General features: G+C 64.4%; 16 protein-coding genes. 12 read left to right on the top strand and 4 right to left on the bottom strand.

The features are described 5' to 3' along the window. The first annotated feature begins 21 nt into the window (after positions 1-21). From murG to ligA, 11 genes are all read left to right on the top strand, one after another. Positions 22-1,122: an undecaprenyldiphospho-muramoylpentapeptide beta-N-acetylglucosaminyltransferase gene (gene murG, locus KJQ96_RS17200; RefSeq protein ID WP_213287774.1), complete on the top strand. Its 1,101-nt coding sequence runs from the start codon at positions 22-24 to the stop codon at positions 1,120-1,122. Between the two features lie 175 nt (positions 1,123-1,297). After that, the gene (murC, locus tag KJQ96_RS17195; RefSeq protein WP_213287773.1) at positions 1,298-2,701 is read left to right on the top strand and encodes a UDP-N-acetylmuramate--L-alanine ligase; all 1,404 of its coding nucleotides are present in this window, start codon (positions 1,298-1,300) and stop codon (positions 2,699-2,701) included. A gap of 79 nt (positions 2,702-2,780) precedes the next feature. Continuing rightward, positions 2,781-3,701, top strand: coding sequence for a UDP-N-acetylmuramate dehydrogenase (gene murB, locus KJQ96_RS17190; RefSeq protein WP_213287772.1), 921 nt, complete (start codon positions 2,781-2,783; stop codon positions 3,699-3,701). Between the two features lie 133 nt (positions 3,702-3,834). After that, positions 3,835-4,848 carry a D-alanine--D-alanine ligase gene (locus KJQ96_RS17185; RefSeq protein WP_213287910.1) on the top strand — a complete coding sequence of 338 codons (1,014 nt, stop codon included), beginning with the start codon at positions 3,835-3,837 and terminating at the stop codon, positions 4,846-4,848. Positions 4,849-5,130: 282 nt separating this feature from the next. Then, complete coding sequence (locus KJQ96_RS17180) at positions 5,131-6,120, top strand: cell division protein FtsQ/DivIB (RefSeq protein ID WP_213287771.1); 990 nt, start codon at positions 5,131-5,133, stop codon at positions 6,118-6,120. Continuing rightward, on the top strand, positions 6,117-7,436 hold the full coding sequence (ftsA, locus tag KJQ96_RS17175; RefSeq protein ID WP_213287770.1) for a cell division protein FtsA: 1,320 nt from the start codon (positions 6,117-6,119) through the stop codon (positions 7,434-7,436). Before KJQ96_RS17180 ends, ftsA begins: the two co-directional genes overlap by 4 nt. Before the next feature lie 87 nt (positions 7,437-7,523). Next, positions 7,524-9,320, top strand: a complete 1,797-nt coding sequence (ftsZ, locus tag KJQ96_RS17170; RefSeq protein ID WP_213287769.1) for a cell division protein FtsZ — start codon at positions 7,524-7,526, stop codon at positions 9,318-9,320. A 351-nt stretch (positions 9,321-9,671) separates the two neighbouring features. Beyond that, on the top strand, positions 9,672-10,631 hold the full coding sequence (gene lpxC / locus KJQ96_RS17165) for a UDP-3-O-acyl-N-acetylglucosamine deacetylase (RefSeq protein ID WP_213287768.1): 960 nt from the start codon (positions 9,672-9,674) through the stop codon (positions 10,629-10,631). 322 nt (positions 10,632-10,953) lie between these two features. Next, complete coding sequence (locus KJQ96_RS17160) at positions 10,954-11,862, top strand: outer membrane protein assembly factor BamD (protein ID WP_213287767.1); 909 nt, start codon at positions 10,954-10,956, stop codon at positions 11,860-11,862. A gap of 180 nt (positions 11,863-12,042) precedes the next feature. Continuing rightward, a complete protein-coding gene (recN, locus tag KJQ96_RS17155; protein ID WP_213287766.1) occupies positions 12,043-13,716 on the top strand; it encodes a DNA repair protein RecN in 1,674 nt (557 codons plus the stop codon). A gap of 208 nt (positions 13,717-13,924) precedes the next feature. Further along, the gene (gene ligA / locus KJQ96_RS17150) at positions 13,925-16,075 is read left to right on the top strand and encodes an NAD-dependent DNA ligase LigA (RefSeq protein WP_213287765.1); all 2,151 of its coding nucleotides are present in this window, start codon (positions 13,925-13,927) and stop codon (positions 16,073-16,075) included. A gap of 168 nt (positions 16,076-16,243) precedes the next feature. Here the strand turns inward: ligA and KJQ96_RS17145 are convergent, their stop codons facing one another. Then, positions 16,244-17,524, bottom strand: a complete 1,281-nt coding sequence (locus tag KJQ96_RS17145) for a multidrug effflux MFS transporter (RefSeq protein ID WP_213287764.1) — start codon at positions 17,522-17,524, stop codon at positions 16,244-16,246. A gap of 223 nt (positions 17,525-17,747) precedes the next feature. Next, positions 17,748-19,583 carry an aminopeptidase P family protein gene (locus KJQ96_RS17140; protein WP_213287763.1) on the bottom strand — a complete coding sequence of 612 codons (1,836 nt, stop codon included), beginning with the start codon at positions 19,581-19,583 and terminating at the stop codon, positions 17,748-17,750. Between the two features lie 189 nt (positions 19,584-19,772). Between KJQ96_RS17140 and KJQ96_RS17135 the strand changes: the two genes are divergently transcribed. Then, positions 19,773-19,961, top strand: a complete 189-nt coding sequence (locus KJQ96_RS17135) for a hypothetical protein (protein WP_213287762.1) — start codon at positions 19,773-19,775, stop codon at positions 19,959-19,961. Positions 19,962-19,964: 3 nt separating this feature from the next. Here the strand turns inward: KJQ96_RS17135 and KJQ96_RS17130 are convergent, their stop codons facing one another. Together KJQ96_RS17130 and KJQ96_RS17125 are read right to left on the bottom strand one after the other, a co-directional pair. Next, positions 19,965-20,855, bottom strand: coding sequence for a 50S ribosomal protein L11 methyltransferase (locus KJQ96_RS17130; RefSeq protein ID WP_213287761.1), 891 nt, complete (start codon positions 20,853-20,855; stop codon positions 19,965-19,967). A gap of 259 nt (positions 20,856-21,114) precedes the next feature. Then, the gene (locus tag KJQ96_RS17125; protein WP_213287760.1) at positions 21,115-22,716 is read right to left on the bottom strand and encodes an NAD(P)/FAD-dependent oxidoreductase; all 1,602 of its coding nucleotides are present in this window, start codon (positions 22,714-22,716) and stop codon (positions 21,115-21,117) included. Between the last annotated feature and the right edge of the window lie 101 nt (positions 22,717-22,817).

Genomic DNA, 22,817 nt, shown 5'->3' with positions numbered 1-22,817 from the left:
CGGCGTCGGCTATTTGAAGCCATGGACAACATTCCTCTTATTCTGCTGGCTGCCGGCGGCACCGGCGGCCATTTGTTTCCCGCTGAAGCGCTCGGGGTTGAACTCATCAAGCGGGGCTTGCGCGTGCGGCTTGCGACCGATGCCCGCGCGCTGCGCTATAGCGGGCTCTTTACCCGCGACAATATCGACGTGGTGCCGAGCGAGACCGTGCGCGGCCGTAATCCGTTGTCGCTGGCGCGAACCATTATCATGCTCGGCTACGGAACGGGCGTAGCGTTCAGCCTGGTGCGGCGGCTGAAGCCCGCGGCCGTGGTCGGTTTCGGCGGCTATCCGACGCTGCCGCCCTTGATCGCGGCACGGCTGCTCGGCGTGCCCGGCATCATTCATGATGCCAACGCCGTGCTCGGCCGCGCCAACCGTTTTCTCTCCAAGTGCGTCAATGCGATCGCGACCTCGCTGCCCGGCGTGCTCGATCGCGATCCCTCGCTCGCGGGAAAGACGACCACGGTCGGCACGCCGATGCGCCCGGCGATTCTTGCCGCCGCCGCGCAGCCGTTTGCGTCTCCGGAACCTAACGGGCTGCTGCGCTTGCTGGTGGTCGGCGGCAGCCAGGGCGCGCGGGTGATGAGCGACATCGTGCCGGGCGCGATCGAACGGCTCGAGCCGGTGCTGTGGAGCCGCATCGCCCTGACGCAGCAGGTACGCGAGGAAGACATGGCGCGGGTGCGTGCAGTCTACGACCGGCTCAAGATCGAGGCCGAGCTCGCGCCATTTTTTACCGACCTGCCGGCGCGGCTGGCGTCCAGCCATCTCGTGGTCTCGCGCTCCGGCGCCGGCACCGTGGCGGAACTCGCCGCGATCGGCCGGCCCTCGATTTTGGTGCCATTGCCAGGGGCGATCGACCAGGACCAGTTCGCCAATGCCGGCGTATTGGCGAAGGTGGACGGCGCTTTGCGGATTCCGCAAGGAGAATTCACCTCCGACCGGCTGGCCGCCGAAATCTCTGCCTTTGCCGCCGAGCCCGCCCGGCTGACCGCGATGGCCGCCGCCGCCCGCCAGGTCGGCCGGCTCGATGCCGCGGAACGGCTGGCCGACTTGGTGATGAAAACGGCAGGAATTTGACGTCCACGTCGGCCCAAAAAGCGCTTGTCATGCCCCGCGAAAGCGGGGCATCCAGTAAGCCGCGGCGCCTGATTTGAGCCTTGGCTCTAGGAATACTGGCTTCGCGGAATACTGGATCGACCCGCCCAATGCGCAATTGCGCACAAGGCGGGCGACGACGGCCAAGGACAAGCCCATGAGACTGCCGCGCGAGATCGGACCCATTCACTTCGTCGGGATCGGCGGCATCGGCATGAGCGGCATCGCCGAAGTGCTGGTCAATCTCGGCTACACCGTGCAGGGCTCGGACGCCTCCGAAAGCGGCAATGTCGCGCGGCTGCGGGATAAGGGCGTTAAGGTTTCGGTCGGCCACAAGGCCGAGAATGTCGACGGCGCCGACGTGGTCGTCGTCTCGACCGCGATCAAGCGCGACAATCCCGAGCTGATGGCGGCCCGCGCGCAGCGCATCCCGGTGGTGCGTCGCGCCGAAATGCTGGCCGAGCTGATGCGGCTGAAAAGCTGCGTCGCGATTGCCGGCACCCATGGCAAGACCACGACGACATCGATGGTCGCGGCGCTGCTCGACGGCGGCAATCTCGACCCGACCGTCATCAATGGCGGCATCATCAACGCGTATGGCACCAATGCGCGGCTGGGAGCGGGCGACTGGATGGTGGTCGAAGCCGACGAGAGCGACGGCACGTTTTTGAAACTGCCGACCGACGTCGCCATCGTCACCAATGTCGATCCTGAGCATCTCGATCACTTCAAGACTTTCGAGGCAATCCAGGACGCGTTCCGCAATTTTGTCGAGAACGTGCCGTTCTACGGCTTTGCGGTGATGTGCATCGATCACCCGGTGGTGCAGAGCATCGTCGGCCGGATCGAGGATCGCCGCATCATCACCTACGGCGAAAACCCGCAGGCCGATGCGCGGCTGATGGACCTGACGCCGATCGCCGGCGGATCGAAGTTCAAGATTGCGATCCGCGACCGCAAGACGGAGGCCACGCACGAGATAACGGACATCGTGTTGCCGATGCCGGGCCGGCACAACGCGTCGAATGCGACCGCGGCGATCGCGGTGGCGCACGAACTCGGCATCTCCGACGAAGCGATCCGCAAGGCAATCGCGGCATTCGGTGGCGTCAAGCGGCGCTTCACCCGCACCGGCGAGTGGAACGGCATCACCGTGATCGACGACTATGGCCATCACCCCGTCGAAATCGCTGCAGTATTGAAGGCCGCGCGTGATTCCTACGCCGGCAAGATCATCGCCGCGGTGCAGCCACACCGCTTCACCCGCCTGCAGTCGCTGTTCGAGGAATTTTGTACCTGCTTCAACGATGCCGATGCGGTCATCGTTGCGGAAGTCTATCCGGCCGGCGAGGCGCCGATCGAAGGCATCGACCGCGACCATTTTGTGCTCGGCCTACGCGCGCATGGCCATCGTGAAGTGATCCCGCTGCCGAGTTCGACGGAACTGGCAAAAGTCGTCCGCGGCATCGCCAACCCCGGCGACCTCGTCGTCTGCTTAGGGGCCGGCAACATCACGCAATGGGCCTACGCACTGCCCGGCGAATTGAAGGCGTTGGGGTGATGGGCGCGTTACTTCCAGCCCCGTCATGGCCGGGCTTGTCCGGGCCATCCACGTCTTCGTTGGAGTTGAGAGAGCTTTCGTGACCTTTCCCGACATCACGCCCGATCTGAAAGCCGCGATGCCGCAATTGCGTGGGCGGCTGTTGGCTAACCAGGCGCTGGCAGAATTGACCTGGTTTCGCGTCGGCGGGCCGGCGCAGGTGCTGTTCACGCCGGCGGATGAAGACGATCTCGCGTATTTCCTAAAGCTGCTTCCGAAGGAATTGCCGGTCTATGTCGTCGGCGTCGGCTCCAATTTGATCGTGCGCGACGGCGGTATGCCGGGCGTGGTGATCCGGCTGTCGCCGCGGGCGTTTGGCGAGACCAGGGCCGAGGGCGATATCGTAAGCGCGGGCACGGCTGCGCTCGACAAGCGCGTGGCGGAAACGGCGGCGGCGGCCGGCATCGGCGGCATGGAATTCTTCTTCGGTATTCCCGGCAGCATCGGCGGCGCGTTGCGGATGAATGCCGGCGCCAATGGAAGTGAGACCAAGGACGTACTGGTCGAGGCGACCGGCATCGGCCGCGACGGCACGAAGCATGTCTTCTCCAATGCCGACATGAAGTTCGTCTATCGCAACAGCGGAGTCGACCCCTCAGTCATTTTTACCTCCGCGCGCTTTCGCGGGCAGATCACGGACGCCGAAACCATCCGCGCCCGGATGAACGAGGTGCAGAGCCATCGCGAAACCGCGCAGCCGATTCGCGAAAAGACCGGTGGCTCCACCTTCAAGAATCCGCCCGGCAACAGCGCGTGGAAACTGATCGACGCCGCCGGTTGCCGCGGGCTTCGCGTCGGCGGCGCACAGGTCTCGGAAATGCACTGCAATTTCCTCATCAACACCGGCAACGCCACCGGGCATGATATTGAAACGCTGGGCGAAACCGTGCGCGAGCGCGTTAAAGCGAATTCTGGAATCGAGCTCCACTGGGAAATCAAGCGGATCGGGATTCCGAGATGACCGTCATTCCGGGGCGTGCGAAGCGCGAACCCGGAATCTCGAGATTCCCCGATGCGCAATTGCGCATCTGAGGTCTGGTCCTTCGGACCGTCCCGGAATGACGAAGCAGCGAAGTAGCGAGGCAGCAAGGCTGATGCGAACGACCATTCTCTTTGGCGGCACCAATAAAGAGCGGCTGGTTTCGGTGGCGACCGCGCAGGCGCTGCACCGCGCGTTGCCGGAAGCCGATCTCTGGTTCTGGCATGTGGCAGACACCGTTCACGAGGTCAGTTCGAAGGCGCTGCTCGAGCATTCGCGTCCCTTCGAGGATGAATTCAAGCCGGGCAATCGCGGCATCGCGCTGGAAGCGGCGCTCGACAAGGCGACCGCGGAAGACCGTGTGCTGGTGCTCGGGCTGCACGGCGGCCGTGCCGAAAACGGCGAACTGCAGGCGATGTGCGAAATGCGCGGCATTCCCTTCACCGGATCCGGCTCGGCGTCTTCGAACCTCGCTTTTGATAAGCTTGCGGCGAAACGGTTTGTGGCGATTGCAGGTGTCGCGGCTCCGGCCGGCGTCGCCTTGGAAAACCTTGACGCAGCGTTTGCCGAATACGGCAGGCTGATCGCAAAGCCGGCGCGAGACGGTTCGAGCTACGGCCTGATCTTCGTCAACGCCAACCAGGACCTGGTCGCAGTCCGCAACGCCGCTAGACTCGAAGAATATCTGATCGAGCCCTTCATCGACGGCGTCGAAGCAACCTGCGGCGTGCTGGAGCAATCGGATGGCACGGTGATGTCGCTGCCGCCGATCGAGATTGTGCCGGGGGAGGGCACCTTCGACTACACGGCCAAATATCTGCTCAAATCGACTCAGGAGATCTGCCCGGGGCGCTTTTCCCCTGACATCACTGCACAACTGCAGGATCAGGCGCTGCGGGCGCACAAAGCGCTCTCCTGCAGCGGCTATTCCCGGACCGACTTCATCGTCTCGGCGAATGGGCCGGTTTACCTCGAAACCAATACCTTGCCGGGGCTGACTGCGGCCTCGCTCTACCCGAAGGCGCTCAAGGCGCAGGGGATCGAGTTTCCGGATTTCCTGCGTGATCAGATCGCCTTGGCCGAACGGCGCAGCCGGGAGCGGGCGTGGCCGGCCCCCGCCGATCATTAACGGGGAACCACGGCCCGACCACTAAAATTGTTTCAAAATCCTAACAGTTGGCCGGCAAACTACTCAAAAGACGCACCAAAACGCGCCCGCGTCCCCGCGTTTTTACACTTTGTTTACCAGTAAGTCCGAAGGTTAACGCTGGCGGCGCATGTGGCGCTTGGCTGCCGGGGTGTGCGCTGTTCCGAGTTCCGGTCAGCCCTTAAGTCCGGCAACGCCGAGACGTCATCTGGGCCAGGACCCGCAAAAAAGCTTGCGGGAACAACACTTGGACAGGCTCGTGCAATGGATGGTGCAGGACGCCTCACGCGGTCGGTGAGATCGGTGGGGCCCCAGGCTGACCTGAAAGCAGCCGCTATCGGAGCGGTCGTGCTGCTGCGCGAGCGGCTGGGCCGTCGCGCCCGGGTCCCGGCGAAGCCCACGATCGATCGCGAGCCGCCGAATCGCCTGGTCCGTCTAGTTGAGCGTTATCTGCCGAATCGTCTCGGCGTTACCCTGACCGTGCTGATGCTACTCGGCAGCGCCGGTCTTGGGATCGTCAAGGGCGGTCATGTTGACGAATTCATGGTTGCAGTCAGCGATACCCGCAACGCGCTGGCCAATTCAGCCGGGTTCCGCATCACCGAAGTTGCCATCAACGGACGCAAGCAGTTGAGCCAGGACGAGGTGCTCGCAATCGGCGGCGTCAATGGCCGCTCATCGCTGCTGTTCCTCGATGCCGCCACCCTGCGCGACAAGCTCAAGGCGAACCCGTGGATCGCGGACGCGACCATCCTGAAGCTTTATCCTGGCCAGTTGCAGATCGACATCGTCGAGCGCACGGCGTTCGCGCTGTGGCAGCAGGACGGCCGGCTGTCCGTGATCTCCGAGGACGGCGCGGTGCTGGAGCCCTATGTATCGCGCCGCTTCGTGACGCTGCCGCTGGTGGTCGGCAAGGGCGCCGATGTCAGGGCCCGTGATTTCCTCGCGCTGCTCGATCGCTATCCGCAGGTCCGATCGGTGACCAAGGCTGCAATCCTGGTCGGCGAACGGCGCTGGAATTTGCGGCTGAAGGACGGCCTCGACATTCGCCTGCCGGAGAACGACGTCGGCAACGCGCTTGCCATGTTGAGCAAGCTCGACAAGGAGGACAAGCTGTTCTCGCGCGACATCGTCGCCATCGACATGCGCCTGCCGGACCGGCTGACGGTGCAATTGTCGGAAGACGCGGCCAAGGCTCGCGAAGAACTGTTCAAGGACAAGAAGACCAAGAAGAAGGCCGGTGATTCAGCATGACCGGCCTCGATCGCAACCAGACCCCGAAGACGCGTCCCGTCGACCACAAGCGTACGGCGATGGTAGCCTCGCTCGATATCGGCACCAGCAAGATCGCCTGCATGATTGCGCGGCTGAAGCCGTCGCCGCCGAGCGACGCGCTGCGCGGCCGTACCCACGCGGTGGAACTGATCGGCTACAGCCAGATCCAGTCGCGCGGCGTCAAGGCGGGCGCCGTGGTCGATCTCGCCGAATGCGAGCAGGCGGTGCGGCAGGCGGTGGCGCTGGCCGAGCGCATGGCCAAGGTCCGCGTTGAATCAATATTGCTGTCGGTTTCCGGCGGCCGGCTGCAGGGGCAGCTTGTCGAGGCCGCTGCTGACATCAGAGGCGGCGCGGTTACTGCCGATGACGTTACTCGGGTGACCTCCACCGGCATGCGCCACGCCACCGGCGAGGGCCGCACGGTGCTGCACGCGCTCCCGGTCGGCTACGCGCTGGACGGCGTCAAGGGCATCCGCGATCCCCGCGGCATGGTCGCGCGGCAGTTCGGCGTCGACATGCAAGTCGTGACGGCGGATGCCACCGTCGCTCGCAACCTGATGCTGGTGGTCGAGCGCTGCCACCTCAATGTCGAGGCCATGGCGGCGAGTCCTTATGTCGCAGGCCTGTCCGTGTTGACCGACGACGAGGCTGATCTCGGCGCCGCCGTGGTCGAAATGGGGGCCGGATCGACCACGATTGCGACTTATTCCGGCGGCCGCTTCGTGCACGCGAGCGGATTTGCGCTCGGCGGGCAGCACGTTACAATGGATCTTGCACGCGGCGTCGGCGCATGCATTGCGGATGCCGAGCGAATCAAGACGTTATATGGCACCGTGCTGACCGGCGGGTCTGACGCGCGCGAGCTGATGTCTGTACCGACTGCGGGCGAGGAGCACGATGCGCCGCAGATCGTATCGCGCGCCACGATTGCCAACATCGTCCGGCATCGCGCCGAGGAGATTTTTGAAATGGTCCGGGACCGGCTCGCGGATTCCCCCTTTGCGGCAGAGCCGAGGGCGCGGGTTGTGTTGAGCGGCGGGGCTTCTCAACTCACCGGCACCGTCGAACTCGCCACGCGCATTCTCAACCGGCCGGTCCGGATCGGCCGTCCGCTCGGTTTCGGCCGACTGCCCAACGAGGCCAAGAGCGCTTCGTTCGCGGTTCCCACCGGCCTCCTGGTCTATCCGCAATACGCTCATCTTGAACACGTCGAACCGCGGCATACGCGGCAGCTCAAGACAGGGACAGACGGCTATTTTGGAAAGGTCGGACGATGGCTTCGCGAGGGCTTCTGATGACCGGTCCTGTGACCAAACGATTTTCACCAAATCCCGCGGCCGCCGGCCGGGGCGAACCAACGCGCGCGTCGTAGAGAGGCAACCATGGCACTCAATCTGACCCCCCCAGACATCAGCGAGCTGAAACCGCGGATTACCGTCTTCGGCGTCGGTGGAGCAGGCGGCAATGCCGTCAACAACATGATCACTGCCGGGTTGCAGGGGGTCGATTTCGTCGTCGCCAACACCGACGCGCAGGCGCTGACGATGTCGAAGGCCCAGCGCATTGTGCAGATGGGCACCCAGGTGACGCAGGGCCTCGGCGCGGGGTCCCAGCCTGATGTCGGCGCGGCGGCGGCGCAGGAAGTGATCGACGAGCTGCGCGACCATCTCTCGGGCGCCAACATGGTGTTCGTCACCGCCGGCATGGGCGGCGGCACCGGCACCGGCGCCGCTCCGGTGATTGCCAAGACCGCGCGCGACATGGGCATCCTCACCGTCGGCGTCGTCACCAAGCCGTTCCATTTCGAAGGCCAGCGCCGCATGCGCACCGCCGAGTCCGGCATCGCCGAGCTGCACAAGGTAGTCGATACGCTTTTGATCATCCCGAACCAGAACCTGTTCCGGGTCGCAAACGAAAAGACCACCTTTGCCGACGCGTTCGCGATGGCCGACCAGGTGCTCTATTCAGGCGTCGCCTGCATCACCGATCTCATGGTGAAGGAAGGCCTGATCAATCTCGACTTCGCCGACGTAAGGGCGGTGATGAGGGAAATGGGCAAGGCGATGATGGGTACCGGCGAGGCCACCGGCGAGAAGCGCGCGCTGACCGCGGCCGAAGCCGCGATCGCCAACCCGCTGATCGATGACAGCTCGATGAAGGGGGCGCGCGGCCTGTTGATCTCGATCACCGGCGGCAAGGACCTCACGCTGTTCGAAGTCGACGAAGCCGCGACGCGGATTCGCGAGGAAGTCGACCAGGACGCCAACATCATCGTCGGCGCCACCTTCGACGAATCGCTCGATGGCATCATCCGCGTCTCCGTCGTCGCGACCGGCATCGACCAGTCGCAGATTGCGCGCAACGCGGGCACCACCGCCGCTGCCACCACCACCGCAACCGCCGCCTCTGCCACGCCGCCTTCGCCGGACAACCGGCTGGCCGAACTGACCGCTCGCCTGCGCGCCGACAATGCGCGCCTGGCCGAACGCGCCCAGAAGCTCGAGCCGGCGGCCGCGCCGCAGGCGGTGGCTCCGGCACCGGCACCTGCCGCTACGCCTGCGCAGCGCGGCAATGTCGAGCGCGCGGCGCTCGCCGCGATCGCCGCGGCGGTTGAGACGCCGCAACAGGCCCCGATCCAGCCCGCCTCCTATGGCGACGTCACGGTTCGGCCGATCGCGCAAAAGCCTACGCTGTTCCCGGACCACAAGGAGGCCGCCCGCGTCGAGCCGGAGGCGCCGGCGCCGGAAACCTTCATCCCGCAGGCGGCCGAACGTCCGCCGGCCCGCACGCCGCGGATGCCGAAATTCGAGGACCTTCCGATGCCCGCCCAGGCCGAGATCCGGCACGCCCGCGGCGAGCCTGAGGAGGAGCACCCGCAGAAGACGCGGCTGTCGTTATTGCAGCGGCTGGCCAATGTCGGCCTCGGCCGCCGCGACGAAGAGACCGAGCCGCCGATCGCGGCACGTGCCTCCGGCCCGTCGATGGCGCCGCTGCCCGAACGCAAGCCGCAGCGCACGGTCGCCCAGCAAATGGCGAATCACGAGCCGGTATCGGAGTATGCAAAGCGCTCGGCGCCGCAGGGTCTGGACGCCCATGGCCGCCCGGCACCTGTTGCGCCGGCGCCACAGGGCGACGACCATCTTGATATCCCGGCCTTCCTCCGACGCCAGGCCAACTGAGCTTTTGTTACAATCGAGGTGATCCAAGGGGCCCCGGCTGGAACAGTCGGGGCTCTTCTCTTTGCCCTGGTGCCGAGGTTCAGCGAACAGGCCAACCATCTGATTTTAAATCATTAATTATTCATTTCGTGATCAGGTATCGAGGCTCGAACAGCGTCTGGCCGTGTCGGAGTTTGGTTAACCCTTGGCGCGAATGCGGCAGAGATAGGGTAACAATCCGTAAAGAAGCGTGAGTTGTGCACCTTAGGGCAATGACTATGGTCTGCCGTGACTTGGGGATGCCTAGAACGCGAATCGGCGCTAGCGCGCGGTTCCTGTCTTTAGGTTAAGTCGGGTAGTGGGCAGTTATCGATGAAATTCAGCCGCCAAACCACGCTTCGGTCGCAAGCCACCGTAACGGGCGTTGGCGTTCATTCCGGATTACCTGTCAACCTGACGCTTGGACCTGCTCCTGTGGATGCGGGTTTTGTTTTCGTCCGTACCGGCCTGGATGAGGCCGATCGCGAGGTCCTCGCAGTAGCCGCCTCCGTAATCGCCACCGATCTTGCTACCGTTCTTGGCGACCGCGAGGGGCCGCTGGTTTCCACCGCCGAACATGTCCTTGCTGCCCTGCGCGGCATGGGTGTCGACAACGCCGTCATCGAACTCGACGGCCCCGAAGTTCCGATCATGGACGGCAGCGCGGCGGCTTTCGTTGCCGCTATCGACCAAGCCGGTATCGTCACCCAGTCGGCCTCCCGCCGCTTCATTCAGGTGCTGAAGCCTGTGCAGGTCGCGATCGGCGACAGTTTTGGCGAGTTGCGCCCGCATGGCAACGGGTTCCGCGTCGAGGTCGAGATCGCCTTCGACAACGCCATGATCGGCTGCCAGAAATATTCCATCGATCTCAGCCCCGAAAGCTTCCGCCGCGAGATTTCCCGCGCCCGGACCTTTGGCTTCATGAATAACGTCGCGCGGCTCTGGAGCGCCGGTTATGCGCGTGGCGCCTCGTTTGAGAATACGGTCGTGTTCGACGAAGCCCGCCTGCTGAACACCGAAGGGCTGCGCTTCAGCGATGAGTGCGCCCGCCACAAGGCGCTGGATGCGGTCGGTGATTTGACCCTGGCTGGTCTGCCGCTGCTCGGCGCCTACCGTTCGGTACGTGGCGGTCACAAGCTGAACCACGCCGTGCTGACCGCCCTGTTGGCCGATCGCAGCGCCTGGCGGGTGGTCGAGGCTGAACCGGCACGCCGTCCCCGCGCTTATGTCGAGGCCGGCGCAGGCATGGTGGGCGGCATGATCGCCCCGGCCTATGGCCCCGACGTTTCCTGACTTTCGTCTTTGCAAACCTCTGAATTTTGAGCTGTTTTGCGCCGCTTGGGCGCGTTTTGCGTAGTAACCACAGTGGTAACGTGGCCGTTCAGCCGCCTTAATCCGGGCGAATTGGCTGCGTATTCGGTTGGTCCAGGACCATTTTTCGGCTAGAGAAGCCCGCGGTAGCACCACAAGGCGCCACGGGCCTTGAAGAATTGGGCACCGAGCGTATTGGGCTCAAGAAATTTGGGGCACGGGGAATATGACGTCCATGACTGCGGTTCACGGACGGGCGGGCTCACTCATCAGTCGCATCACGGGGCGTCAGGTCACAAATTCCATGTCGGCACAGCGTATGACGCTCGAATCAGGCAAATCACTCGGGCGCTCCAGCCTCGCTCGCGCCGCACGCTCGCTGCGGCTGGCTGCGGGCCTGATTGCGCTCGCCATTCCCTTGAGCGGCTGCGGCACCGGCGCGCTCTGGGACAAGTTCACGCAAAAGGACGACACATTCAACGAGGAGCCGGCGGACAAGCTCTACAATGAGGGCTTGTACCTGATGAACCAGCGCAAGGATCTGAAGGCGGCATCGAAGAAATTCGAGGAGGTCGATCGCCAGCATCCTTATTCCGACTGGGCGCGCAAATCACTCCTGATGTCGGCCTACTCCTTTTACAATGCCGGCGATTACGATAGCTGCATCGGCGCAGCGACTCGCTACGTCACGCTGCATCCCGGCAGCGCCGATGCGGCTTACGCGCAATATCTGATCGCGGCCTCGCATTACGACCAGATCCCGGACATCTCTCGCGACCAGGGCCGTACCGAAAAGGCGATCGCGGCGCTGGAAGAGGTGATTCGCAAATATCCGACCTCGGAATACGCCAACTCCGCCAAGGCCAAGCTCGAAGGCGCGCGCGACCAGCTCGCGGGCAAGGAAATGGACGTCGGCCGCTATTACATGGAAAGGCGCGACTACACCGCCGCCATCAACCGCTTCAAGACCGTGGTCACCCGCTACCAGACCACCCGGCATGTCGAGGAAGCGCTGGCGCGACTCACCGAGGCCTATATGGCGATCGGCATCGTCGGCGAGGCGCAGACGGCGGCAGCCGTACTTGGGCACAATTTTCCTGATAGCCGCTGGTACAAGGACGCCTATAATCTTGTAAAGTCGGGCGGTCTCGAGCCGAGCGAAAACAAGGGTTCGTATATTTCCAGGGCCTTCAAGAAGTTGGGTCTCGGGTAGTGGAGCGGATTTGACATTCGCTCGATACTTGCCGCGACTTCGTGAAGCGAATGTCAAATCCATAAAGCTCCACTACCAGCTTGATATTTGCTAGTGGTCCTTTTGATTCTAACATTCGCAAAAGTGGCTCCCCGAGCGGGGAGCGAATGTTAGAACCGGACCACTAGGAATTGACTTCGCATGCTGGCGCGTCTGTCGATCCGTGACATCGTCCTGATCGAACGGCTCGATATCGAATTCTCCCGTGGCCTCGCGGTGCTGACCGGCGAAACCGGCGCGGGCAAATCCATCCTGCTCGATGCCTTCGCGCTAGCGCTCGGCGGCCGCGGTGATGCGGGTCTGGTTCGCCATGGCGCGGAGCAGGGCCAGGTGACGGCCACCTTCGACGTTCCCAAGGGCCATCCCGCGACAAATATCCTTTCCGAGAACGGCCTCGACGACACCGGCGAAATGATTCTTCGCCGCGTACAGCTCGCTGACGGCCGCACCCGCGCCTTCATCAACGACCAGTCGATCAGCGTGCAGACTTTGAAGGCGGTCGGCGCGGCGCTGGTAGAAATTCACGGCCAGCACGACGAGCGCGCGCTGGTCGACGCCTCGACGCACCGGCAGTTGCTCGATGCCTTTGCCGGGCTGGAGAAAGAGGTCGCCGCGCTGGCGACGCTATGGGAGGCGCGGCGCACCGCCAATCAAGCGCTCGACGAGCATCGCGCCAGCATGGAACGCGCCGCGCGCGAGGCGGATTATTTGCGGCACGCCGCCGACGAGCTCAAAGTGCTGAAGCCGAAGGACGGCGAGGAGACCGCACTCGCCGAACGCCGCACCACCATGATGCAGGGCGAGAAGATCGCCAGCGATCTGCGCGAGGCGCAGGAGGCGGTCGGTGGCCACAACTCGCCGGTGCCGGCGCTTGCGGCGGCCGTGCGCCGCCTCGAGCGCCGCGCTGCCAATTCGCCGGCGCTGGTCGAGCCGGCGGTGAAGGCGATCGACATCGCGATCAACGCGCTGGAAGAGGCCGACCAGCATCTCAGCGCCGCGCTGGTTGGGGCCGATTTCGATCCGGCCGAACTGGAGCGGATCGAGGAGCGGCTGTTTGCGCTGCGCGCCGCCTCGCGCAAATATTCGACGCCGGTCGATGGGCTGGCGGCACTCGCCGCCAAATTCGTCTCCGACGTCGCGCTGATCGACGCCGGCGCGGACCGGCTGAAGAAACTAGAAGCGGCGGCTGCTGAGGCCGACCAGCGCTACGGCGCGGCGGCGGCGAAGCTGTCGGCGGCCCGAGCTAAGTCCGCCGAAAAACTCAACAAGGCCGTCAATGCCGAACTCGCGCCGCTGAAACTCGATCGCGCGAAATTCATGACGCAGGTCGACACCGATGCGAAGTTACCGGGGCCGCAGGGCATCGACCGCGTCGAGTTCTGGGTCCAGACCAATCCGGGGACAAAGCCGGGACCGTTGATGAAGGTCGCCTCCGGCGGCGAGCTGTCGCGGTTCCTGCTGGCGCTCAAGGTGGTGTTGTCCGATCGCGGCTCCGCGCCCACGCTGGTGTTCGACGAAATCGATACCGGCGTCGGCGGCGCGGTGGCGGATGCGATCGGCGCGCGGCTGTCGCGGCTCGCCGGCCAGGTCCAGGTGATGGCGGTGACGCATGCGCCGCAAGTCGCGGCACGCGCCAACCAGCATTTGCTGATTTCCAAGGACGCGCTCGACAAGGGCAAGCGCGTCGCTACCCGCGTCAACGCGCTCGCCGCCGACCACCGCCGCGAGGAAATCGCCCGCATGCTGGCGGGGGCGGAGATCACCGCCGAGGCGCGGGCCGCGGCGGAACGGCTGTTGCGCGCCGCGACGGCGTGATCTGCTCGTGTCCCGGACGCGGTGCAGCGCTCTTCGCGCTGCTCCGCAGAGCCGGGACCCACACCGGCGTGGGCCCCGGATCAGCAGCGCACCCGCCATAGCGCGTCGAAGACGCGCGTAAACGCGCTTATGGCGCTGCGCCGCATCCGGGGCACGGCACCTGCGATCGACTTTGCCTCTAGGCTTCCTTTCGTCGTATTCAACACCCATGGCCAAGACAGCGAAAACAAAAACCCTCACCGACGTCGGAAAACTCACCAAGGCGCAGGCCAAGGTCGAGCATAAGCGGCTGGCGCTGGAGCTCGAAGGGCACGACAAGCGCTATTATCAGGAAGATGCGCCCAGCATCAGCGATGCCGAATACGACGCCTTGCGGCAGCGCTTTAATGCGATCGAGAAGCGGTTTCCCGAGCTCGTTACAGCGGAATCGCCATCGCAAAAGATCGGCGCGGCGCCGTCGGGCCGCTTCAAGAAAGTCCGCCATGCGGTGCCGATGCTGTCGCTCGACAACGCCTTTGCCGAACAGGATGTGCTCGACTTCGTCGGCCGCATCACGCGTTTCCTGAAGCTGCCGGATGACAAAATCAACTTTTCCGCCGAGCCGAAGATCGACGGGTTGTCGATGTCGCTGCGCTACGAAGGCGGCGAGCTTGTCACCGCCGCAACCCGCGGCGACGGCGCGGAAGGCGAGGACGTCACCGCAAATATCCGCACGCTCGAGGACGTGCCGCAGAAGCTAAAAGGCCGCAACGTTCCTGATATCTGCGAGGTGCGCGGCGAGGTCTACATGACCAAGAAGGCGTTCCTTGCGCTGAACGAGCGCCAGAAGGCCGCAGGCGATACCGTTTTTGCAAACCCGCGCAATTCGGCTGCAGGCTCGCTGCGTCAGAAAGACCCGAGCATTACGGCCTCGCGCCCGCTCGGCTTCTTCGCCTATTCCTGGGGCCAGATGAGCGCGATGCCGGAAAAGACTCAAACCGACATGATCCACTGGTTCGAGCACTGCGGCTTCAAGACCAATCCGCTGACAAAACTCTGCCACTCCGTCGAGCACTTGATCGCGTTCCATCACGAGATCGAGGAGCAGCGCGGCGAGCTCGACTACGACATCGACGGCGTCGTCTACAAGATCGACCGTATCGATTGGCAGGAGCGGCTCGGTTTCGTCTCGCGCACGCCGCGCTGGGCCGTCGCGCACAAATTCCCGGCCGAGCGGGCCATGACGGTGCTGCGCGACATCGAGATCCAGGTCGGGCGCACCGGTTCGTTCACGCCGGTCGGCAAGCTGGAGCCGGTCGGCGTCGGCGGTGTGATCGTACAGAACGTCACGCTGCACAATGAGGACTACATCAAAGGTATAGGCAACAAGGGCGAAGTGCTGCGCGAGGGCCGTGACATCAGGCTTGGCGACACCGTCGTGATCCAGCGCGCCGGCGACGTGATCCCGCAGGTGGTCGATGTCGTCATCGACAAGCGGCCGAAAGGCGCCAGGGAATTTCACTTCCCGAAGAAGTGCCCTTGCCCGCTGCATACCGACGTGGTGCGCGAGGAGACGGCGACCGGCGAGGAAGGCTCGCGCGCCCGCTGTACCGGCGAGTTCGCCTGTCCGTTCCAGAAGATCGAGCATCTGAAACTGTTCGTGTCGCGCCGGGCGTTCGATATCGACGGGCTCGGCGAGAAGCAGCTTCAGTACTTCTTCGACCGCGAGTGGGTGCGGGAGCCGGCCGATATCTTCACGCTGCCGAAACGCAACGCCAAGCTGAAGCTCGAAGCGATCGAGGGCTACGGCGAAACTTCGGTGCGAAACCTGTTCGCCGCGATCGAGAACCGCCGCCGCATTTCGTTGGAGCGCTTCATCTACGCGCTTGGCATGCGCCATGTCGGCGAGACCACCGCGCTGGCGCTGGCGCGCGGCTACGGCTCGTGGGATGCCTTCCACGACGCCTGCCTCAAGGTCGCCAAGGGCGACGAGGACACCATCGCCGAGATGGATGCGCTCGACCAGATCGGCGACACCGTTATCAAGAGCGTCGCCGCCTATTTCGGCGAAAGCCATAACCGTGGCATCGTCGAGCGGCTGGTCAAGGAGCTCAGCGAGATCATTGACGCGGAAAAGCCCAAGAGCAATTCGGCCGTCGCCGGCAAGACTGTGGTGTTCACCGGTTCGCTGGAAAAGATGACACGGGACGAAGCCAAGGCCACCGCCGAGCGGCTGGGCGCCAAGGCCGCCGGTTCGGTGTCGAAGAAAACGGACTACGTTGTCGCTGGGCCGGGTGCGGGTTCAAAACTCGCGGAAGCCAAGAAGCACGGCGTGCCGGTGCTGACGGAAGATGAGTGGTTGAAGCTGATCGGGGAGTGAGAAGGCGCGCGTCATCGCCCCACACAAAACCGTCATCACCCGCGAAGGCGGGTGATCCAGCATTCCAGAGGCCGTAGTGATTGAACCGAGAAGCCGCGGCGTACTGGATCGCCCGCCTTCGCGGGCGACGACAGTCGAATGTGAGGCGCTGATGTTGCGCGCATGCGCTCACAACATCCGCGAGTCTTCCTCCTCCGCCTTTTTCACCAGTTCCTCGCTCACCACGACCGTCCGCCGCGGCACAAGGAAGAACATCGCCGAGGCACACGCGATGGACAGCGCGAAGATTGCCGCCGTCAGCGGCAGCGTGGTCGTGGAGTGGCCGCCAAGATACGCGCCGAATTGCGAGACCAGCGCGCCGATGCCCTGTTGCAGAAAACCCATCGCGCCGGAGGCGGTGCCGGCGGCCTCGGGACGGGCGCTGATAGCGCCGGCCGCGGCGTTGTTCATGACGAAGGCGTTCGCGACCATCACGATCATCTGCGTGCCGAACAGCCAGAGCGGCGCCTGGTTGATCCCGGCAATGCTCAAGACGAGGTTCAGGAGGGCGCCGCAGAATTGCACCGCGAGCCCGAACCAGATCAGCTTCTCCAGCGAGTGCCGCGGCGCGAAACGGACGCAGAACACATTGCCGATCAGATAGGCAAATCCCGTCGTCGCGAACCACGCGCCATATTCGGCCGTGGTTCGGCCCATCTGCGTCACCACGATGTAAGGCCCGCCGCCGGCGAACATGAAAATGATCTGGGAAGCCAGCACCTGGCACAGCACATAGCCGATGAAGGCGCGGTTGCGCATCAGCTTGCCGACGTCGCCGCGGAAGCTGCTGCTCTCGCTGCGTTCGGCGCGCGTCTCGGGCAGCGCAAGCGCGATCAGGACCGCAACGCTGAGCGAAGCCGCCGTGATGAAATAGAAAATGGCGCGCCAGCCGAACGCGGTCTCCAAGAGGCCGCCGACAAGCGCGCTGAGCATCTGCGCCATCATCATGACGGCGATCACGAGGCTGATCATGGAGCTGATGCGGTCGCGGCTGTAGAGGTCGCGGATGATGGCGCGGCTCACCACCATGCCAGTCGCGCCGCCGAGTGCCTGCAGGAAGCGCGCGGCGATCAGTTGCGGCAGCGTCTGCGCCAGCGAGCAGCCGGCGCTCGCCGCCACCATCAGCGCAAGGCCTGCGAGCAGCACCGGCCGGCGGCCGAACTTGTCCGACAGCGGCCCCATGATGAGCTGCGAACAGGCGATGCCGACCATATAGAGCGACACCGTCATCTGCGCGACCGAGATGTCGCCGCCGAACGTCGTCGCCAGCACGGGCAGCGCCGGCACCAGCATGTAAAGCGAGATCGGCGCGACGCCGGTCATCGCCACCAGCATCAGCAGCATGATTTTCGATGTCACGACGGCATGATCGTCCGTCGCGCCGGGCGGCTTGCCCACGACGCCGTGCATTTAGTTCCGACCCTGTTGGTTGAATCGGACTGTAGCGCGGTGGCTGACGGCGAATACGGTTGTTTCGGCATGCGGCCATGCCGAATTCGTACAACACACTCCGCTGTCGTCACCCGCGAAAGCGGGTGATCCAGTATTCCAGAGAAGTCAGTGATGAATGGATAGGCCGCGGCGTACTGGGTCCCCCGCCTTCGCGGGGGATGACAGCGGCGGACGACGCTGATTAAAGCGGCAGCATCGCTGCCGTCGCCTCGTTCAGCCACAGTTTCGTGGCGTTGTCGTCGAGGTGCGGGCGCACCGCGCGGTTGACGCGCTCGTGATAGTCGTTGAGCCACTTCAGCTCCGTCGCGCTCAACATGTTCACGTCGATCAGGCGGCGGTCGATCGGCGCCAGCGTCAGCGTCTCGAACGCGTTCACCGGCTTCTCGGCGCCGGGTATATCGGTGCCGATGACGAGTTCGAGGTTCTCGATCCGGATGCCGTAAGCGTCGGTCTTGTAGTAGCCAGGCTCGTTGGAGAGGATCATGCCGCGCTTCAGGGGCGTGGTGCCGAGTTTCGAGATGCGCGCCGGGCCTTCATGCACCGAGAGATAGCTGCCGACGCCGTGGCCGGTGCCGTGCTCGAAATCGAGGCCGGCCTGCCACAAAAATTGCCGCGCAAAGGAGTCGATCTGCGCGCCGGTGGTGCCGTCCGGAAACACCGCGCGTGCAATCGCGATGTGCCCACGCAGCACGCGGGTGAATCGATCGCGCATTTCGTCGGTCGGATTGCCGATTGCGATGGTGCGGGTGACGTCGGTGGTGCCGTCTTCATATTGCGCGCCGGAATCGATCAGCAGCAGATCGCCGGGCGAAATTCGCCGGTTGCTCTTGCGGGTGACGCGGTAATGCACGATGGCGCCGTTCGGCCCGGTGCCGGCGATGGTCGGAAACGAAACATCCTTCAGCGCGCAGGTCTGGCGGCGGAACGTTTCCAGGGCCTCGACGGTATCGATCTCCGTCAAAGCGCCCGACGGCGCCTCGCGGTCGATCCAGGCGAGGAAGCGCGCCAGCGCCACCGCGTCGCGCCGGTGCGCGGTCCGCGTGCCCTCGATCTCGGTGATATTCTTCACCGCCTTCAACAGGCTCACCGGATCGTTGCCGCGTACCGGTTTTCCGCCGGCGCCTGCGATCAGCCGGCTCAGCGCGTCCGCGGCGGTGGCGGCATCAAGCGCGATCGCGGCGCCGCTGCGCGCAAGCTCGGTCAAATCAGGCACCAGCGCGTCGGGCTCCCGCACATCGGCGGATTGTTCGAGGTGGTCGCGCGTCAGGTTGGACAGCTTGCGATGATCGATGAAGATGGTGGGGCGGCCGTCCTTCGGCACCAGCGCGTAGGACAAAGGCAGCGGTGTGTGCGAGACGTCGGCGCCGCGGATGTTGAAGGTCCAGGCCACCGCGTGGCTGTCCGACAGCACCAGCGCCTCTACCCCGAGCTTGTTGATCTCCAGCCGGATGCGCTTGAGTTTTTCGGCTTCGATCTCGCCGGAAAACTGCACGCCGTGAGTGGCGACGCGGCCGAGCGGCGGGGCCGGGCGCTCGGTCCAGATCGAATCCAGCGGGTTGGTTTCGACCGCAATCAGTTCCGCCCCCGCCTTGGTGCAGGCGGCGGCCAGACGCTCGGCTGCCGCCGACGTGTGCAGCCACGGGTCGAAACCGAGGCGGTCGCCGGCCGCAAGGTGCTTGGTCAGCCACTGCTCCGGCGGCGGATCGGCCAGCGGCTCGATTTGCCAGGCCTTGCGGTCGACCTGCTTGGCGGCCTGCAGCGTATAACGGCCATCGACGAAAACCGCGGCTTCGCGCGGCAGAACGATCGCCATGCCCGCCGAACCAGTGAAGCCGCTCAGCCAGGCCAGCCGCTCTTCGGAGGCCGGGACATATTCGTTCTGTTGCTGATCGGCGCGCGGAACCACGAATCCCATCAACTTCCGTCGCGCCAGCTCCTCGCGGAAGCGCGCCAGCCGCGCGGTCAGCGCCACGCCGCCTTCGGGTTCTTCGAATGTCTGGAAATGGGCTTCGAACATTGCCTGGTCACTTTAGGGTTGGGTGGAGCGGTCCGCAATGCGGCAGTCTCCGCCACAATTTGGCATAATCTGTGCTTCAATATGTCGGTCCGCGCTAGTCGGACGGAGCGGATTGCGGTGTAGCCGCTCAGCTCAAGGTACCGGGAGAAGCTCCAGGAGTGTTTCAACTCAACGAAGAGGGGATACACCATGCCTGCTTTCACGTTTGAGAAGATTTCACCACCGGAACGTCGCGGCCCCGTGCCGCCCGTCGCCAACAAGAAGCAGCGCGGCGTCATCGTCCAGATCCTCGACCGGTTCGCGGAAGCACGCGTCAAGCGGTCGTTGAAGAAAGAAAAGGGCGCGGTCGCCCGCAACCGGCACAGATCAGCCGACTAGATTCTAGTTCACCTTGCGCAGCAGGACGCTGCTCCAGCCGTCGATGCGCAGATGCCGCACGGGAACCAGCCCGCGGGCGCGATAGGCGGCGATGACGGCGGGCGCCTGATGGGTCAAAAGCCCTGAGAGAATGACCAGCGCGCCCGGCGCCAGATGCCGCGCCATCGGCCCTGCCAGTTGCCGCAGCGGATTGGCCAGAATATTCGCCAGCACCAGATCGAACGGCGCGGCTTGCGCAAATTGCGGAGCCGAGAAGCCGGTGGCGCGGACCGCCCGCACCAGATGCCCCGATATGTTCAGCCGCGCATTGTTGCGGGCGACGTGCACCGAGGGCGGATCGATATCGCTGGCCAGCACTTTTTCATGCAGCGCCTTGGCCGCCGCAATCGCCAGCACGCCGGTGCCGGTGCCGAGATCGAGCACGCGGCGCGGGCGCCAGGCTTTCAGGACATGGTCGAGCAGCAGAAGGCAGCCGCGCGTGGTGCCGTGGTGGCCGGTGCCGAAGGCCAGCGCCGCCTCGATCTCGATGCCAAGCTTGTTGGGCGAGATCCTGTCGCGGTCATGCTGGCCGTGGACCACGAAACGCCCGGCGGGCACGGGAACGAGGTCCTCGAGGCTGGCCTTGACCCAATCCTTGGCCTCGACCGTATCGAAGGCGATGCCAGCGGCGATTTCCGCGCCGGCCGCATCGGCGACGAGTTCGCGGATCAGCGGCTGATCGGGCGGCTCGCCAAAATGCACCGTGACGTCCCATCGGCCATCCGGCCGTTCGAACGCAGCGATTGCGGCCTGGCCTTCAAAAAAAACTTCGGTCAGGGCGTCGACGACGCCCTTGGCTGTGTGCTCGTCGCCGACAGCAAAATGAACGCGATGTGTGGGGGCGAGGGAAGTCATTGAAGAACCTGCCGAAAGCGGGGAAAGATACGATTGGGAACGGGCGTTTTCGTTCAACTTGAGCAAGTTTCATGTCGTGCTACTCAGAAAAGTTGCATGTTTCCACCGCCTGTCCACAGCCGAGCGGGGAAGTTGCCAACCGGTTGTCGACGGAACCATACCGATGTCTTCCACAGCCGTTGCCGCTGGTTATCAACAAGCAATCCACAGGCTTCTCCCGCCGTTGCCCACCGGCTTTACCCACATTGTCCACTGCGTTCTATCCGAACAGGGCGCGGTGATCGCCCAGGATCACCTTCGCGGCGTTGTGGCCCGGGGCGCCGGTGACGCCGCCGCCGGGATGCGCGCCCGAGCCGCAATGATAGAGGCCCTTCAGCGGCCCGCGATAATCGGCATGGCCCAGCATCGGCCGTGCCGAGAACAATTGATTGAGCGTCAGCGCCCCATGAAAAATGTCGCCGCCGAGCAGACCGAACTGCCGCTCGAGATCCAGCGGCGACAGCACCTGACGGCCGATCACGCTTGTCGCAAAGCCCGGCGCGAATTTGTCCACCGTCGCAATCATGAGGTCGGCGACCTCATCGCGGTGATCGTCCCATGACCTTCCATCCGGCAATTCCGGCGCGACGTGCTGGCAGAACAGGCTCGCGACATGCCGGCCCTCCGGTGCAAGGGAATCGTCGAGGGTCGAGGGAATCAGCATTTCCACCACCGGCTCGCGGCTCCAGCCGTGCTCTCGCGCGTCCTGCCAGGCGCGATCCATATAACCGAGGCTGGGCGCGAGGATGATGCCGGCGGTGAGATGGTCGCCGGCGCCGGGCAGGGCGGTGAAGGAAGGTAGCGCATGCAGCGCGACATTCATCCGAAAGGTGCCGGATGCGTTGCGCCAGCGCGCGATGCGTTCGAGGAATTCCGGCGCCAGCGCGCCCGACGGCACGAGCCGCGTATACAGCAATTTCGGATTGACGCCGGAGACGACGTATTTCGCGCGGATGGTCTCGCCATTGTCGAGGACGACGCCCGCGGCGCGCCCGCCCTCGACGATCACCTCGCGCACGCCGGCGTCCGTTTCGATCTCGACGCCATGCCCGCGCGCAGCGCGCGCCATGGCTTGCGTGATTGCGCCCATGCCGCCGATGGCGTGGCCCCATACGCCCTTCTTGCCGTTCACCTCGCCGAACGCGTGGTGCAGCATCACATAGGCGGAGCCGGCGGCGTAGGGGCTTGCGTAATTGCCGACGATGGCGTCGAAGCCGAACAGCGCCTTCACCAGGTCGCTTTCGAAGCGCTCGTCCAGCATTTCGCCGGCCGAGCGCGTGAATAGGTCGAGCAGGCTGCGCTGCTGTTCGAGCGAAAGCTTACGCAGGATGCCGGCCGTGCCGACGGCGTTGAAGGCCTCGCGGATCGCGCCGATCCCAAAGCCCTCAACGAGGTTCGGAGGCGCGCGCAGCACGAATTGTCGCAGCACATCGGCGATGGCTTCCAGTTCGCGCGAGAAGGCCTCGATCGTGACGGCATCGCGCTCGCTGAGTTTAGCAACCGATTGCCTGGTGCGGCCCTCGCCAGTCAGGAGATAGCTGCCGTCGGGGGCGGGCAGAAAATTCTGCGCGCGGCGCTCGACGATGCGCAGGCCGTGTTCGGCGAGTCTCAGATCGGTGATGATCTGCGGATTGAGCAGGCTGACGGTATAGGCGGCCACCGAATTGCGGAAACCGGGATGGAATTCCTCGGTCACCGCGGCGCCGCCGACCGTCTTGCGGCGTTCGACCACTTTCACGCGCAGGCCGGCCATCGCGAGATAAGCCGCGCAGGTGAGGCCGTTATGCCCCGCACCGATGATGACGCTTTCGGTTTCGCTCATGTCCGCTTCAAGAAGGTTTGATTAGTTTGAACCTGTCATTCCGGGATTGTCCGAAGGACAAGACCCGGAATCTCGAGGTTCCACAATGTCAATTGCACATC

Source organism: Bradyrhizobium sp. sGM-13 (assembly GCF_018398875.1).
In the GTDB taxonomy this organism is placed as follows: domain Bacteria; phylum Pseudomonadota; class Alphaproteobacteria; order Rhizobiales; family Xanthobacteraceae; genus Bradyrhizobium.
This window is presented reverse-complemented; position numbering and strand designations above follow the sequence as displayed.